General features: G+C 71.2%; 12 protein-coding genes and 2 tRNA genes. 8 read left to right on the top strand and 6 right to left on the bottom strand.

The window, feature by feature from the left end:
* Positions 1 to 11 precede the first annotated feature (11 nt).
* A complete protein-coding gene (locus ACFT4A_RS27735) occupies positions 12 to 4,151 on the bottom strand; it encodes an AAA family ATPase (protein ID WP_382834940.1) in 4,140 nt (1,379 codons plus the stop codon).
* Positions 4,152 to 4,585: 434 nt separating this feature from the next.
* Here ACFT4A_RS27735 and ACFT4A_RS27730 point away from each other — a divergent pair, with 434 nt between their 5' ends.
* The 3 genes from ACFT4A_RS27730 to ACFT4A_RS27720 are packed head-to-tail and all read left to right on the top strand — an operon-like array spanning position 4,586 to position 6,098.
* Positions 4,586 to 5,059 carry a hypothetical protein gene (locus ACFT4A_RS27730; protein ID WP_382834933.1) on the top strand — a complete coding sequence of 158 codons (474 nt, stop codon included), beginning with the start codon at positions 4,586 to 4,588 and terminating at the stop codon, positions 5,057 to 5,059.
* A 43-nt stretch (positions 5,060 to 5,102) separates the two neighbouring features.
* Positions 5,103 to 5,315 carry a ferredoxin gene (locus tag ACFT4A_RS27725; RefSeq protein WP_382834930.1) on the top strand — a complete coding sequence of 71 codons (213 nt, stop codon included), beginning with the start codon at positions 5,103 to 5,105 and terminating at the stop codon, positions 5,313 to 5,315.
* A gap of 15 nt (positions 5,316 to 5,330) precedes the next feature.
* Complete coding sequence (locus tag ACFT4A_RS27720; protein WP_382834927.1) at positions 5,331 to 6,098, top strand: PIG-L deacetylase family protein; 768 nt, start codon at positions 5,331 to 5,333, stop codon at positions 6,096 to 6,098.
* 28 nt (positions 6,099 to 6,126) lie between these two features.
* Here the strand turns inward: ACFT4A_RS27720 and ACFT4A_RS27715 are convergent, their stop codons facing one another.
* Complete coding sequence (locus ACFT4A_RS27715) at positions 6,127 to 6,321, bottom strand: hypothetical protein (RefSeq protein WP_382834925.1); 195 nt, start codon at positions 6,319 to 6,321, stop codon at positions 6,127 to 6,129.
* Between the two features lie 241 nt (positions 6,322 to 6,562).
* Here ACFT4A_RS27715 and ACFT4A_RS27710 point away from each other — a divergent pair, with 241 nt between their 5' ends.
* Positions 6,563 to 6,922 (top strand): ASCH domain-containing protein, encoded by a 360-nt coding sequence (locus ACFT4A_RS27710; protein WP_382834922.1) that lies wholly within the window; start codon positions 6,563 to 6,565, stop codon positions 6,920 to 6,922.
* A gap of 398 nt (positions 6,923 to 7,320) precedes the next feature.
* On the opposite strand, the gene ACFT4A_RS27705 is transcribed toward ACFT4A_RS27710, so the two are convergent.
* Both ACFT4A_RS27705 and ACFT4A_RS27700 read right to left on the bottom strand, forming a co-directional pair.
* Positions 7,321 to 7,408 (bottom strand) — tRNA-OTHER (locus ACFT4A_RS27705).
* 189 nt (positions 7,409 to 7,597) lie between these two features.
* The gene (locus tag ACFT4A_RS27700; RefSeq protein WP_382834919.1) at positions 7,598 to 9,049 is read right to left on the bottom strand and encodes an MFS transporter; all 1,452 of its coding nucleotides are present in this window, start codon (positions 9,047 to 9,049) and stop codon (positions 7,598 to 7,600) included.
* A gap of 88 nt (positions 9,050 to 9,137) precedes the next feature.
* Between ACFT4A_RS27700 and ACFT4A_RS27695 the strand changes: the two genes are divergently transcribed.
* Positions 9,138 to 10,016: a helix-turn-helix transcriptional regulator gene (locus tag ACFT4A_RS27695; RefSeq protein WP_382834916.1), complete on the top strand. Its 879-nt coding sequence runs from the start codon at positions 9,138 to 9,140 to the stop codon at positions 10,014 to 10,016.
* A gap of 123 nt (positions 10,017 to 10,139) precedes the next feature.
* Positions 10,140 to 10,751 (top strand): TetR/AcrR family transcriptional regulator, encoded by a 612-nt coding sequence (locus ACFT4A_RS27690; RefSeq protein WP_382834913.1) that lies wholly within the window; start codon positions 10,140 to 10,142, stop codon positions 10,749 to 10,751.
* Between the two features lie 154 nt (positions 10,752 to 10,905).
* Here the strand turns inward: ACFT4A_RS27690 and ACFT4A_RS27685 are convergent.
* Together ACFT4A_RS27685 and ACFT4A_RS27680 are read right to left on the bottom strand one after the other, a co-directional pair.
* A tRNA-Ser gene (locus ACFT4A_RS27685) sits at positions 10,906 to 10,992 on the bottom strand.
* Between the two features lie 43 nt (positions 10,993 to 11,035).
* Positions 11,036 to 12,478 carry a S1C family serine protease gene (locus tag ACFT4A_RS27680; protein WP_382834910.1) on the bottom strand — a complete coding sequence of 481 codons (1,443 nt, stop codon included), beginning with the start codon at positions 12,476 to 12,478 and terminating at the stop codon, positions 11,036 to 11,038.
* Positions 12,479 to 12,765: 287 nt separating this feature from the next.
* Between ACFT4A_RS27680 and ACFT4A_RS27675 the strand changes: the two genes are divergently transcribed.
* Positions 12,766 to 13,593: a glycerophosphodiester phosphodiesterase gene (locus ACFT4A_RS27675; RefSeq protein ID WP_382834907.1), complete on the top strand. Its 828-nt coding sequence runs from the start codon at positions 12,766 to 12,768 to the stop codon at positions 13,591 to 13,593.
* 153 nt (positions 13,594 to 13,746) lie between these two features.
* Positions 13,747 to 14,385, top strand: coding sequence for an ATP-binding protein (locus ACFT4A_RS27670; protein WP_382834904.1), 639 nt, complete (start codon positions 13,747 to 13,749; stop codon positions 14,383 to 14,385).
* The last annotated feature ends 60 nt before the right edge of the window (positions 14,386 to 14,445 follow it).

The raw sequence follows: 14,445 nt of genomic DNA, 5'->3' as shown, positions 1-14,445 counted from the left end.
GTAAGGCGGTCTCAGCGGCCGGCGCACGGCACATCGTAGGAGAGCCGGGGCAGGTACTCGCGCCAGGTGTCGGGCGTCAGAACACCCCGGGTCATCGAGCAGATGCGGCGTACGGCCTCGTCGGTGTCCAGGTTCCAGAGCCGGATGCTGTCGGCGCCGCTGGACACCCCGAGCATGTGGCTGTTCGGGCTGAACGCCAGGAAGTTGCCGGTCTTGGCGTTGGGGCCCATCGACTGGCCGATCGCGGTGGCCCCGGAGGGGTCGGAGACGTTCCACAGCCGGACGGTGCTGTCGTTGCCGCCGCTGGCCAGGGTGCGCCCGCTCCGGCTGAACGTCAGTGACACGACCGCTTCCTTGTGCCCCGTCAGGCGCGCCTGCTGGGAGGCCTCGGCGGGGTCCTCGATGTCCCAGAGGCGGACCGAGTTGTCGTCGCCGGCGCTGGCCAAGGTGCGGCCGTCGGGGCTGTAGGCGAGGGCGTTGACGGCTCCGAGATGGCCCTTGAGAGGCGGGCGGAGCAGGGTCGGCCGGCCGGGGTCTGCCGCGTTCCACAGCCTGATCGTGCCGTCCGCGCTGCCGCTGGCGAGCGTACGGCCGTCCGGGCTGAAGACGAGGGCGTTGACGTACCCCTTGTGACCGGTGAGGGGCGCGCCGAGCGGGCGGGGACGGGACGGGTCGCCGACGTTCCACAGCTGGACGGTGCGGTCGTCGGAGGGGGTCGCCAGGACCTGCCCGTCCGGACTGAACGCCAGCGGGTCGGCGAGACGGGTGCGCAGGGGGATGGGGGACCCGTGCGGGACGGGGCGTCGAGGTTCGTCGACGTTCCACAGCTGCAAGGCCAGGCCGCCCGTCACCACCGCGAGGGTACGGCCGTCCGGGGAGAACTCCAGGGTCCGTACGCCGCCCTCCGGCCGGAACGGTTCGCCCATCCGCACGGGCCTGCCCGGCGTCCGCACGTCCCACAGCCGCACCCGCCCGTCGAGCGCCGCCGTCGCGAGCACCCGCCCGTCCGGGCGGAACGCTCCGGTCCGGCCGATCATGTCCGACGTCGGCAGCGCCCACAGGCGGACCTTGTTGTCGCCCGCCCCGGTGGCGAGGGTGCGCCCGTCGGGGCTGAAGCCGAGCGCGTACATCTCGCCGCTGCTGCCCGCCAGGGGCCCGCCGACCTGCGACGGGTACTCCGGATCGCCGACCTTCCACAGGCTCGCGGTGCTGTCCGCGCTGGCGGCGGCGAGCATCTTCCCGTCGGGGCTGAAGGCCACGGACCACACCGGCCCGGTATGGCCGGTGAGCGGCGTACCGATCGGTTCCGGGTGACGTGAATCGGCCGTGTTCCACAGCCGTACGGTGTTGTCCGAGCTGCCGCTGGCGAGCGTACGGCCGTCCGGGCTGAAGGCCACGGAGTGCACGGTGGCGGTGTGGCCGGTCAGCTGCTCCCCTGCCTCCTCCGGGCGCCGGGGGTCGGTCACGTCCCACAGCCGGATCGCCCCGTCGTCGCCACCGGCGGCCAGTGTCCTGCCGTCCGGGCTGAACGCCACCGAGCGCACGGCGGCCTCGTGCCCGGTCAGGGGCTTGCCCAGCGCCCGCGGCCGGCGCGGATCGGCGACGTCCCACAGCCGGACGGTTCGATCGTCGCCCACGGAGGCGAGCGTGCGCCCGTCCGGGCTGAAGGCGACCAGGTAGATCGTGCTGTCATGGCCGGTCAGCGGCTTGCCGAGCCGCTTGGGCCGGCCGGGGTCCGTCACGTCCCACAGCCGGATCGTGCCGTCGTCGGACGCGCTGGCGAGGGTACGGCCGTCCGGGCTGAAGACCGCGCTGCTCACCCAGGAGGTGTGGCCGGTGAGCGGCTCGCCCAGGGGCTTCGGACGCTTCGGGTCGTCCACGTCCCACAGCCGTACGGTCCGGTCGTAGCTGGCCGTGGCCAGGGTCCGCCCGTCCGGGCTGAACGTCGTGAGGTAGACGGCGCCCGTGTGGCCGACCAGCGGCGTGGCCAGCGGGGCGTTCACGATCGACATCAGGCGGCTGTTCGCGCCCTTGTCGTCCGGCCGCAGCCGATGCGCCACCAGATCGAGCTGCGCCGACAGCGACGGATCCGTGTACTGGACACGGTCGGCCTGGGCGAGCACCTGCTCGAAGACGGCCTCGTCCCGCTGCTTCGAGGCGATGACGGCCGACCCGACGGCCAGCATCGCCAGGACGACCAGCGTCGCCACCGCGCCCCGGCTGATCCAGATGATGCGCCGGCGCAGCCTGACCGAGGCGGCCAGGAACTCCACCGCGCTCCGGGTCAGGAACGTGTCCCCGGCGGATTTCGCCCAGCCGTGGGCCTGTTCCAGCCGGGAGCCCCGGTAGAGCAGCGACGTGTCGCGGTTCGATTCCTCCCAGGCCCGGCCGTCCTCCTCCAGGCGCTGGCGCAGCAGATTGCCCTGCCGGTCGTCGTCGATCCAGTCGCGCAGGCGCGGCCAGGCGTGCAGCAGCGCCTCATGGGTGATCTCCACGGTCTCCGCGTCGAGGGTCACCAGCCGGGCGCGGACCAGCGCCTCCAGGGACTCCTCGGTCTTGCCCGGGTCGGTCGACTCCTCGGCCAGCTTCCGCCGCGTCCCCCGTCTGCGGGTGGCCTGGGTGTCCTCGCCGAGGCGGACCAGCCGGAGCAGGAGCAGCCGGGCCGCCGTGCGCGCCGCGGGGTCCAGGCCGGACCAGGCCCGCTCGGCGGTCGCCGCGACGGCGCCCTGGATGCCGCCGGCCGCGCGGTAGCCGGCGAGCGTCAGCCGACCTGCCTTTCTGCGCTGCCAGGTGGCGAGCAGGGCGTGCGAGAGGAGGGGGAGCACGCCCGCGTCGTGGGCCCCGCGCGGGCCGTCGGCGCTGACCTCCCGGACGATCAGTTCCGCCAGGCCCGGTTCCAGTTCCAGCCCGACGGCCTTGGCCGGGCCGGTCACCGCCTCGCGCAGCTCAGCGGTGGTGAGCGGCCCGAGCACCATGTGCCGGTGCTGGAGCGCGTCGGCCAGTTCGGGATATCTGAGGCACCGCTCGTAGAAGTCGGCGCGTATGCCCAGGACCACCACCGCCGGGGCCGGTTCGCCCCCTCCGGAGGGTGAGCACACGGCGTGCAGGACCTCGATGAAGGTACGCCGGTCCGCCTCGTCGGGGCAGAGCGTGAACGTCTCCTCGAACTGGTCCACGATGACGACCGGACGCGCACCGGAGGGCGCCTCGCGCCGGGCCCAGGCGGCGACGGCGGCACGGACGGCGTCCGCGGTGGGGGGAGCGCCGGGTTCCGCCGGTTCCTCGGGTTCTGCGGCTGAGTGGTCGGGTTCTGCGGCTGAGCGGTCGGGCTCTACGGCCGAGCGGTCGGGCTCCTCGGCCCTCGCTTCCGGTTCCTGTTCCGTGACGGACGGGACATCGGACTCCCCTGCCCCGGATATGAGAACGGGAGCGAGTTCCGGGATGCACCGGGTCAGCTCCGTCAGCGGATCACCGCCCGGGACGAGTTGCGCGACCTTCCGCGCCCGGCCGTGCTCCGCACCGTCGTCGTCGCTCAGCGCGCCGTCCCGCAGGGCGGGCACCAGACCGGCGTTCAGCAACGAGGACTTCCCCGCTCCCGACGCGCCCACGAGCATGACAAGGCCGCCCGCCTCCGCCACGGCCCCGAGCTGCGCGACGAGCGCGTCCGTGCTCCGCTCCCGGCCGAAGAACCAACGCGCGTCCTGACGGCGGTAGCAGGCCAGCCCGCGGTACGGGCTCACCCCGCCGGGCGCGGGCGGGGCCTCAGCCGAAGGCCCTTCCCGCGCCGGGGACGCCTCGGGGCGCTCGGCGACCGGGTCGGCCACCGCCCGTTCCCACAGCCGCTGCCACTGGCCGAGGTCGTACAGGCCCGGGGACACCGGCGTGGGCCGCGAGCGTCGCGCCTCGGGGATCAGTACGTGCAACACGGCCGCGAGAGCGGCGAACTGGGCGGGTACGTTCCTGGCCCGCCGCCAGTCGCTGATGCGCTGTGCGGACACCCGAACGGGCCGCCCGCGTTCGTCGACCCGCTGGAGCCGGACGACCGCTTCGGACACACGCTTGAGGGGAGGGTTCCCGGCTTCCTTGTAGAGCAGCGCGAGGCGTTCCGCGAAGGCGGTGCGTGCCCCCGAGTCGGAACTCAAGGTCTCCACTCCTTACTTGTCACGCCTGGACGTCCGGACCGGAAAACTCACTCTATACGGCTGACCTGCGGTAATGCCGTCCGTCCGGCACCGGAATCTCCTCTTCAGCAGCCTGAACTGGCAGGATCCGGACGCAGCGACGCACCATTCCGGACAGCTTCAGCCCGCTTCGGTTGACCTCCGTCGACTTCCGTCGGCTTCCGTCCGTTTGCGTTCGCTCGCGTCCGCGCCGGACGACGGCAGCTCCACCGTTCGGCACCGGTCCCCACGAGGGGAGGGACCGGTGCCGGACGAAGTGGCCGCCCCCTCCCCTGGACTCTCCCGTCCACAACGCGCCCTGCGACCCTGGATAACTGACGATCCGTCAGTTATGGTCGCGCCTGCCGTACCGCTTCCGGAGCCACGTACAAGCGACGTACCAGCGACGTACAGGGGTGAGCGCGATGGAGACACGTCCCGAGAGCCCGGAGCCGCAGGGCGACCCGCGCTGGGTGGCGATGCTCTACCGGCCTGCCGCGCAGTCCTGGCGGGCCGTCGCGGAGTCGCCCCATCGCGCGCCCGTGCTGTACGCGCTCGGCGAGATGACCCAGACCATGCGCGCCCGGGGCGACGAGGTGACCGTCGCGCTCTGGGGACCGAAGGACGGCGCGTGGCAGCTGTTCGACCCACCGCTGAAGCAGACGGCTTCACCGCAGCCGACGAGCCCGGACGCCGCGGAGTCCCCGGGCGAACCGACCGTGCTCGCGGAGCGGATGACCGGCCGCCGCCACCAGGTCCTCATGGCCGGGCTGAGCAAGGCGGGCCTCTACGACCTCACCCCCGAGGACGACACGACCGTCCAGGCCCTCGTCGAACGGCTCGACGAGCCCGCCGTACGCCGGGTCGCCCACTGGCTCGCCGCAGCCGGCACCCGCTAGCCGGGCCGGTTCGGCCGCTGGCGCACTGGGCAGAGGAAGGGGCATGAGGGTCTCCGTCGACCGCGAACTCTGTTACGGCTCCGCCGAATGCGCCCACCGGGCCCCGGCGGTCTTCGAGTTCGTCGACGGCTACGGCTTCGTCCGCCCCGGCCGGTCCAGCGCAGGCGATGCCCCGGAGATCCTGGAAGCAGCGGAGAAGTGCCCCAGCCAGGCCATCACGATCACGGACACGCCCTCGCAGCCGGGCCGGCCGTAGCGAGGGCGGTTGCCGATGCCGACGCCCATGCCGTCGCTGCTCGGGGTCTTCGCCCACCCCGACGACGAGTCCCTGGTGGCGGGCGGCGTCCTCGCCCGTTCCGCGTCCGCGGGCGCTCGCACGACGGTCGTCACCGCGACCTGGGCGCCGGACACCCCACGCGCCACGGAACTGGCCGAGGCATGCCACCTCCTCGGCGCCGACCGGCCACGCATGCTCGGTCACGCCGACTCCCGCGTGCCGCACTCGGCCCCCGGCAGACCGCGCTGGTGCGACGCCCCGCTCGACGAGGCGGTGGGCGAACTGGTCGCACAGATCCGCGACATCCGCCCGGAGATCGTCGTCACGCACGACGCCTACGGCGGCCTGACCGGGCACGAGGACCATGTGCACACCCACCGCGTGACCCTGCTCGCGGTCCACGCCGCCGGCCTCGAACGCCTCTACCCCGACGCCGGCGAGCCCTGGCAGCCGAGCGCCCTGTACCTGGCCACGCACCCGCACTCCGCCGTCCGGGCATGGGGCAGGTATCTGGCCCTCATGGGCAAGACGATGCACACCGTCCCCGACGACCGCGTCACCGCGACCGTCGACGTCACCCCCTGGCTTGAGCGGAAGACCGCCGCCGTCCTGGCCCACCACACCGAGGTGGCACGAGGAGCCGCCCCGGCCCTGATCGCCGCCCTCCCGGCCCCCGACCGCGAGCGGCTGCTCGGCACCGAGTGGTACATCCGCCACGACCCCCTGAGCACGGCACCGCCGCACACGGAACTCCGGCCCTGAGGGCAGCCGCCGCCGACCGCGGTCGGATCTATTCCATGCGGAACACGCGCCACGCTTCGTCCTGTCGGTCCACCAGGAACCTGGTGTAGCCGAGCGGATTGCTGCTCAACCGCACGGTGTGCGTGGTCCCCCGCTTCTCCGCTCTGGTGTCCTCGTCGGTCAGCTCCATCGCCGCCACGGCTTCACGCTCCGCGGCGGCCAGCGAGCCGGACTGGGCACGCACGGCGGAGCGGCAGTCCGCTTCTCCCTGCTGGGTCGTCAGGCCGAGCGACCTTGCCCGATGGTGCGGCGCCCTGGATGCTCGACACCCGAGAGTGGCCGGGGTCGTTGGCTGAGTACGTCGACCGATTGCTTGGTCTGACGGACGTGTTACTCGGCGACCCACGCCACTTCTTCCGCTCGTACTCGGCCGGTGAACTCGGCCGGCTGATGACCACCGCACCAGCTAGGAGCATTCCCGCCCCATGACGGAGACCGCCGCCGCTCGCGTCCGCGAACTGAACCTCTACCGCCGGTACTTCGACCTCGTCGCCTCAGGCCAAAAGACGATCGAGGTGCGGGTCAAGTACGCCCACCTCGAAGACCTGGCCCCCGGAGACGTCATCCGCTTCCGCATCAAGGGCACCGACGAGACCTCCGATGTCCGCGTGAAGCGAGTGACGGAGTACAAGACGTTCGAGGACCTGCTCGACGGAGAGGGCCCAGCGAACGTCAACCCGGCCTCATCCCGTGAGCAACAGCTCGCAAATATCCGCGAGATCTACCCCGCGGAGAAGGAACGGCTCGGGGCGCTCGCCATCGAAATCGCACTGCTCCGTCTGTAACTGGTCGGCGTGCTCGTATGCGGGTGCGGTGCGGCTGCAACCCCGGCCCGCGCCAAATCTGAGGGCAGGCCGGTTCCCAGGAGTCGAGAACCGCAGGAGCGCGGCAACGCTCACAGCATGTCTCCGGCGGGAGCGCTCAGGCTCCGAGATGGCGGGGGCGCCGTCCGCGAGTGCCGGCGGAGTAGCGGCGTACGCGAGGAGCTCCCATCCCGTCTGCCATCGACCCAGGCAGAGCCGAGCAGACGCGGCCCATCGCGTCCAGGTCGTTCGTACAGTGGCGCGCGCCATCAACCGGAAGCAAGCCGGATCTGTTGCCTGTGCCCCAGTCACCGTCGCCGGACACGAGAACGGCCCCCGACAAACACCCAGTTCAGGGACCGTTCTCACTGCTCACCACGCGGAGGCGGTGGGATTTGAACCCACGGTGACATCGCTGCCACGACGGTTTCAAGACCGTGCCTTCGACCGCTCGGGCAACCCACCTCCTGCCCCGTCCACCAGGGGCGGAGCGGGTACGGCGTACCGGTCTCGGGCCCTGTGCGGAGAGGGCGGTCCGCGCGGGGTCCACTGTCTCTGAGACAGGCCCCTCAACGCTGTCGACGAGCACTAACCGCGTCCTACCAAGGTCACAACGGCGCCGCGTTGACTTCCTCGTACGACCTGGTCGTGGCCGGTCTACCGCGCGTCGAGCGCCTCCGCTTCGACCGGCCCTGAGACCGACCCCGCGTCCGTCCCGCGGCCCCGGAGACCGAGGGCGACGAGGACGGCGGTGGCCAGCACGATCGTCGTTTCCACCGCGAGGACTGTGTGGAGGCCCGTCAGCAGGTCCGAGGAGGTGGTGGCGAGTACGCCCAGCAGCGGGATGCCGATGGTGATGCCGACCTGCTGGGTGGAGGTGACCAGACCGGTCGCCAGGCCCTGCTCCGTGTCCGGTACACCGGACGTGACGGTCAGGCCGTAGGAGACGATCACACCGAGGTGGAATACGCATGCCAGGGAGACGGCGACCGTGGCGAGCCACACCGACCAGGCGTGGGTATTCAGGCCCAGCAGCGCCCCGGTCAGCACACCCTGCCCGGCGAGCGAGCCGACGAGCGTGCGGCGGGCGCCGAAGCGGCCGATGACCTTGGAGGCGTAGGCCCCGGCGACCGCTGACAGCACGCCTGCCACGCCGAAGATCAGCCCCGTCCGGAAGGCGGACAGACCCAGAGTTTCCTCGAAGTAGAGGGTCAGTACGAACACCAGCGTCGACATCATCGAGAAGGTGACCAGACCGCCCAGATTGCCGAACGCCACGGTGCGGCGTCGCAGCATGGGCAGGGACACCAGCGGTGCCTCGGTGCGGGACTCGACGAGCACGAACGCGGTGAGCAGCGTCAGGCCCGCGACCAGGGTCGCGATGACGTCGACGTGGGTGAAGCCGCGCTCGGCGGCCGTCGACAGGGCGTAGATCACCGACAGCAGTCCGCCGGTGACGGTGACCGCGCCGGGCACGTCCAAGCGCGGGCGCTCAGGGGTGCGGGACTCCGGCAGCAGGCCGGGGGCCAGGGGCAGGACGATCAGCGCGAAGAGGGCGAGCACGCCCATGGTGGAGCGCCAGCCGAGGGCGTCGGTCAGGACACCGCCGGCCACCATGCCGACGGTGAAGCCCAGCGAGAGCAGCGTGCCCGAGATGCCGAGGGCGCGGTCGCGGGCCGGTCCCTCCGCGAACGTCGTGGTCAGCAGGGACATCCCGGTCGGGACGATGGCCGCCGCGCCGATCCCCTGCAGGGCGCGTCCGGTGAGGAACGACGCCGGGTCCCAGGCGAAGGCGGCCAGCAGCGAGGCCGCCCCGAACAGGGCGAGCCCGGTCAGGAACAGCCGTCGGCGGCCGTACAGGTCACCGACGCGGCCGAAGAGGAGCAGGAAGCCGCCGGACGGCAGCGCGAACGCGGTGACCGCCCACTGCAACGCCCACTGGCTCATGCCGAGGTCGGCGCCGAGGACGGGCAGTGCCACGTTCAGCACGGAGAAGTCGAGGGCCACCATGAACTGGGCGGCGCACAGGACGAACAGGACGAGTCTGTCGCGCGTCGACAGCCGTGGGGTGTCGAGCGGAGAGGGTTTGGGAGTGGTGTCGATCGCCATGGGCACGAGCCTGCGGCCGGCGGAATAGTCGTGGGGAGTGACAGGTTCTCCTGGTGGTGGCACCACCAGACACGAGGAGGACCTGTCCATGCCCGGGGACGCGCTCAAGACCCGGCGTCGTAGCGAGCTGCGCGAGTTCCTGATGAGCCGCAGGGCCCGGGTCAGCCCGGCCGACGCCGGACTGCCGGACGGTGGCGCCCGCCGCCGCACGCCGGGGCTGCGCCGCGAGGAGGTCGCGGTGCTCGCGGGTGTCGGCGCCTCCTGGTACCAGTGGCTGGAGCAGGGCCGGAATATCTCGGTCTCCCCGCAGGTCCTCGACTCCGTCGCCCGCGTCCTGCATCTGAGCAACGCCGAGCGCCGCCATCTCTACGTGCTCGCCGGGATGAACCCACCCGTGCCTGAGACCGAGCCGGACGGGCAGCGGGACATCCGCGAAGGGTTGCAGCGGATGATCGACACGTGGATGCCGTATCCGGCACACATCATGGACCTGTACTACAACACCGTGATGTTCAACGACGCGGCCGCGACGGTCCTCGGGATGAAGCCCGGCATCACGCAGAACTGCCTCGTCGACTTCTTCACCGACCCGATGTACCGCTCCCGTGCGCTGAGCTGGGAGCAGAACGCGCGCACGGTCGTCGCGCAGTTCCGGGCCGCCTGCTTGGCCAGCCCGGACGACGAGGGGTTCCAGGCGGTGGCGGCCGAGCTGAAGGCGGCGAGCACGGAGTTCGCCGAACTGTGGGAGCGGCGGGACATCGAGGAAGCCGGGCAGATCCGCAAGGAGATGGACCACCCGGTGCTGGGGCTGCTGTGCTTCGAGTCCAGCGTGATGAGGCTGCCGGCGCGGCCGGATCTGTCGATCGTGCTGCACACGCCGCTGAACGAGGCGGACACCGCGGGCAAGCTGGAGTGGCTGGCGTCGCCGGAGGGGCGGCGCGGGGCGATGTACCCCGTGGCGGGATAGCGGCGGTGCTGCCGCGGTTCTCGGTTCGGGGTGGCGCCATGGCGGGGCTGGTATGAGGCCGGTCTCGGGTATCGTCCGCCGCGGCTCCAGCCGATGACGGACTCGAGCGGGAGAGGACGGCTCATGGGCTCGAAGACGGAACGCGGGCGCGGCAGAAAGCGTGATGCGGACGCCACGCGGACCGCGCTTCTCGGCGCTGGCCGTGACCTGTTCGCCCGCCACGGATATGACGCGGTGACGGTTCGGGACATAGGCGAGCATGCCGGTGTCGATGCATCTCTGATCGCGCGGTACTTCGGCAGCAAGGCTGCCTTGTACCGCGCGGTGGTCGACGAGGACAGTCGGAACGTGACCGTGTCGCCCGACACGCTCGACTTGGGGGCCTTCACCGTGGAGGCGTTGCACCGAGCCGACCGCAGAGGCGCTCCGGGGCCTCTCGTCCAGGCTCTCCTCTCCCGCAGCGACGTCCCCGAAGCGCGTACCGCAGCGGCAGACGAAGTGCGCACCCGCCTGATATCTCCCCTCGCCAACCGATTCGCGGCCGAGGGCGCCGAGGATCCGGTCGGCCAGGCCGAGGTCTTGATCTCCTGTTTGATCGGCGTCATCGCCCTGCGCACGAGCAACCTCTTCGAGGGCCTGTCGGCCATGGGACCTGAAGCGATCGGTGCCATCCTCGAAGCCGCCGCGCAAACGCAGACTGAGCCCTCACCGGATACGGACCAAAAGGCCTGGTGAGAGACCTCTGCGAACAACGATGTGGTCCACGCCTGGTCCACACGCAGTGATCCACAACGCGACAGAGCCGGATCAAGGTGAGACAGGTCCCATGCAGAAGGGGTGCCCCTCAGTGAGTGGCACCCCTTCTGACCTGCAACATCTATGACCTGCGCGGAGGCGGTGGGATTTGAACCCACGGTGACATCGCTGCCACGACGGTTTTCAAGACCGTTCCCTTCGGCCGCTCGGGCACGCCTCCCCGCGCCGGCCGTGATCGGCGGCGCGGGGACAAGGGTAACGGGTCAGCTGTCGCCGGTGCGCGAGCCCAGGGTGACGTCGACCGTCTGCTGCTTGCCGCCGCGCTCGTAGGTGATCGTGACCTTGTCGCCGGGCTTGTGGGTCCAGATCTCGCCGATCAGGGTGGGGCCGGAGTCGATCACCCGGTCGTCGAGCTTGGTGATGACGTCGCCGGGCTTGAGGCCGGCCTTGGCGGCCGGGCCGCCGGGCTCGACCGGTGCCGCGCCGCCCGCGCCCTGGTCGGTGATCTGCGCGCCGCTCGAGTTGTCGTCCAGGGAGACGGACGCGCCGATCTTCGCGTACACCGGCTTGCCGGTCTTGATCAGCTCCTGGGCGACGTACTCGGCCTGGTTGATCGGGATGGCGAAGCCCAGGCCGATCGAGCCGGACTGGCCGGTGCCGAAGCCGCCGTTGCCGGTGGACTGGATCGCGGAGTTGATGCCGATGACGTTGCCCTGCGCGTCCAGCAGCGGACCGCCGGAGTTGCCCGGGTTGATCGAGGCGTCGGTCTGCAGGGCGCTCATGTACGACGCCTGGCTGCCGCTGCCGTCGCTGGAGGCCACCGGACGGTTCTTGGCGCTGATGATGCCCGTCGTCACCGTGTCGGACAGCCCGAAGGGGGCGCCGATCGCGATGGTCGCGTCACCGACGGCCACCTTGTCCGAGTCGCCGAGGGTGAGGGGCTTCAGGTCGGAGGGGGCGTCCTTGAGCTTGATGACCGCCACGTCGTAGCCCTGCGCGTGGCCGACCACCTCGGCGTCGTACTTCTTGCCGCTCGGGAAGGTCGCGGTGAGCTTTCCGCCGTCCACCGCGCCCGCCACCACGTGGTTGTTGGTGACGATGTGGCCCTGCTTGTCGAAGACGAAGCCCGTACCGGTGCCACCCTCGCCGCTGTTGCTCTCGGCCTCGATCGTGACCGTGCTCGGCAGCGCCTTGGCGGCCACGCCCGCGACCGTGCCCGGGTCGCGCTTGACGTCGCCGCCGCTGGTGGAGGCGGAGACCGTCGTGGAGCCGGAGCTCTCGTCGTTGTTCTTCGCCAGGGTGTAGCCGAGGCCGCCGCCCAGACCGCCCGCGAGCAGGGCGGCCGCCAGGATCGCGACGACCAGGCCACCGCGGCCGCGGCCGGGCTTCGGCGCCGGCTGCTGGTAGGAGGAACCCCAGCCGCCCGCTCCGTAACCGGCACCGCCGTCGCCGTACGACGATCCGGCACCGCCGTCGCCGTACGACGGGGTGGCCGGCGGCGGGGGCGGGGGCCAGGACGGGTCGGGGGCGGAGGAGGAACCGCCGGGATGCCCGGCGGCACCGGAAGCGCCCTCTCCATGAGCGGCCTGCCCCTGGGCGTCCTGCCCGTACGGCCCCTGGGGCGCCGGAGCAGCGGGAGCATCCACCGGCACGGGGGGTGCGGACGGGGCGGGGGGTACCGCGGTGCCCTCGTTCTCGGTGCTCACAGCTTCTCTCCTCGATCCACGGCTGCTTTTCCTGGGTCGCACTCGGTCACGCTTTTCACGCTGGCGACGGTCCGGCGCGATACAGCTGTGCTTGTCCCTTTGTATGCCGTCAGCTTTTCCCACGGGACGTCAGAGCACCATAAGCGGTGGCTGTGGGTCCGCGGCCATTCTTTATATAGGTCATTACTGGCGAAAAGTATGCAATTCCAGCACCTCCGTACGGGCCTGTGAATCCGTCGGGTCCGTACGACCGGACGCGTACCCGGACTCGGTGGCACCATGACGCGGTGACCCACGCACGGCAGCATGTGATTCAAGTCGTCGCCCACCGCGGAGCCTCCGAGGAGGCCCCGGAGCACACCCTGGCCGCTTACACCAAGGCGATCGAGGACGGTGCGGACGCCCTCGAGTGCGATGTGCGCCTCACCGCCGACGGCCACCTCGTGTGTGTGCACGACCGCCGGATCAACCGTACGTCCAACGGCCGCGGCGCGGTCTCCGCCCTGGAGCTCGCCGACCTCGCCGCCCTGGACTTCGGCTCGTGGAAGACGCGCGAGGCCTGGAAGGGGCGCGACGAGGAACCCGACTGGGAGCACCCCCCGGAGGACCGCGAGGCGACCTCCGTACTCACCCTGGAGCGGCTCCTCGGACTCGTCGCCGACGCCGGGCGCCGGGTGGAACTGGCCATCGAGACCAAGCACCCCACGCGCTGGGCGGGCCAGGTCGAGGAGCGGCTGCTGGCCCTGCTGAAGCGCTTCGGCCTCGACGCCCCGGCCGCCGCCGAGGAGTCCCGGGTGCGGGTGATGAGCTTCTCGGCCCGCTCGCTGCACCGGGTGCGGGCCGCCTCGCCGACCCTGCCGACGGTCTATCTGACGCAGTTCGTCTCGCCCCGGCTGCGCGACGGGCGGCTGCCCCTGGGCGTGGGGATCGCCGGCCCCTCGATCCGGATCGTGCGCAACCACCCCGTCTATGTGGAGCGCCTGAAGCGGGCCGGCCACCAGGTGCACGTGTGGACCGTGAACGAGCCGGAGGACGTGGATCTCTGCATCGACCTCGGTATCGACGCCATCATCACCAACCGTCCGCGCGCCGTGCTGGACCGCCTCGGCCGCTGAGGCCGGCCACACAAGTCGCACCAGACCCACGCACACCCCTTGACCCCACGCCTTGACGGGCGGGATCCTCCCGTCTCGGCCACACCGACGAAAACAAGCCATGTGATTACGGGGAGTGCTCCGGCGCGTTCGGTCCGTATTCGATCGTGGTGAGTGCGTCACAGGACGTTGATTGGCCGGTTTCCGGTACAGGCCAATGGGGCATCCACACCGTGGCGTGGGGTGAAGGAGGTCTCGGGGGTGGCGTTGGTGGTGGCACAGGAGGTGCCCACGTCGTCGAGCATGGCCGTACCCCATGGCCCGGCGGGCGTGGGGAAAGCAAGGCATCGGATGCGTTCACAGTTGCGCAGCGGTGGCGTAGCGGATTCGGTCATCGACGACGCCGTTCTGATCCTTTCCGAACTTTTGAGCAACGCGTGCAAACACGGCCGACCGCTCGGCGACGCTCTGTCCGGTGACGGCGACGTCCTCGCCGCGTGGTGCGTGGACCCGGCCGGCCGGCTCATCGTCGAGGTCACGGACGGCGGTGGCCCGACCCGCCCCGCCCCGGCGACCCCGTCGGTCACGGCGCACGGCGGCCGCGGGCTGAACATCATCACCGCGCTGGCCGACGACTGGGGTGTCCGCGACGACATCGGCGGCGAGGTCACGGTGTGGGTCATCGTCCACGACGACGTGTACGACCCGGACGCCGGCCACCGCCGCGACGACTTCGTGACGCGCGTCGCCGCCCCGGCGGTGTCCCAGATACCGGGGCTCGACTTCGCGGACGCCTTCGACGACATGGACTGAAAACCGGACCGGGCGCGGGGACCGAGCGCCCGTACGCCGCGCTGGACCGAGTGTTGTCCA

This window comes from Streptomyces sp. NPDC057099, from assembly GCF_042671245.1.
Taxonomy (GTDB): domain Bacteria; phylum Actinomycetota; class Actinomycetes; order Streptomycetales; family Streptomycetaceae; genus Streptomyces; species Streptomyces purpurascens.
Note: the sequence above shows the minus strand (reverse complement) of the source record. Positions and strands in the feature narration are given on the sequence as shown.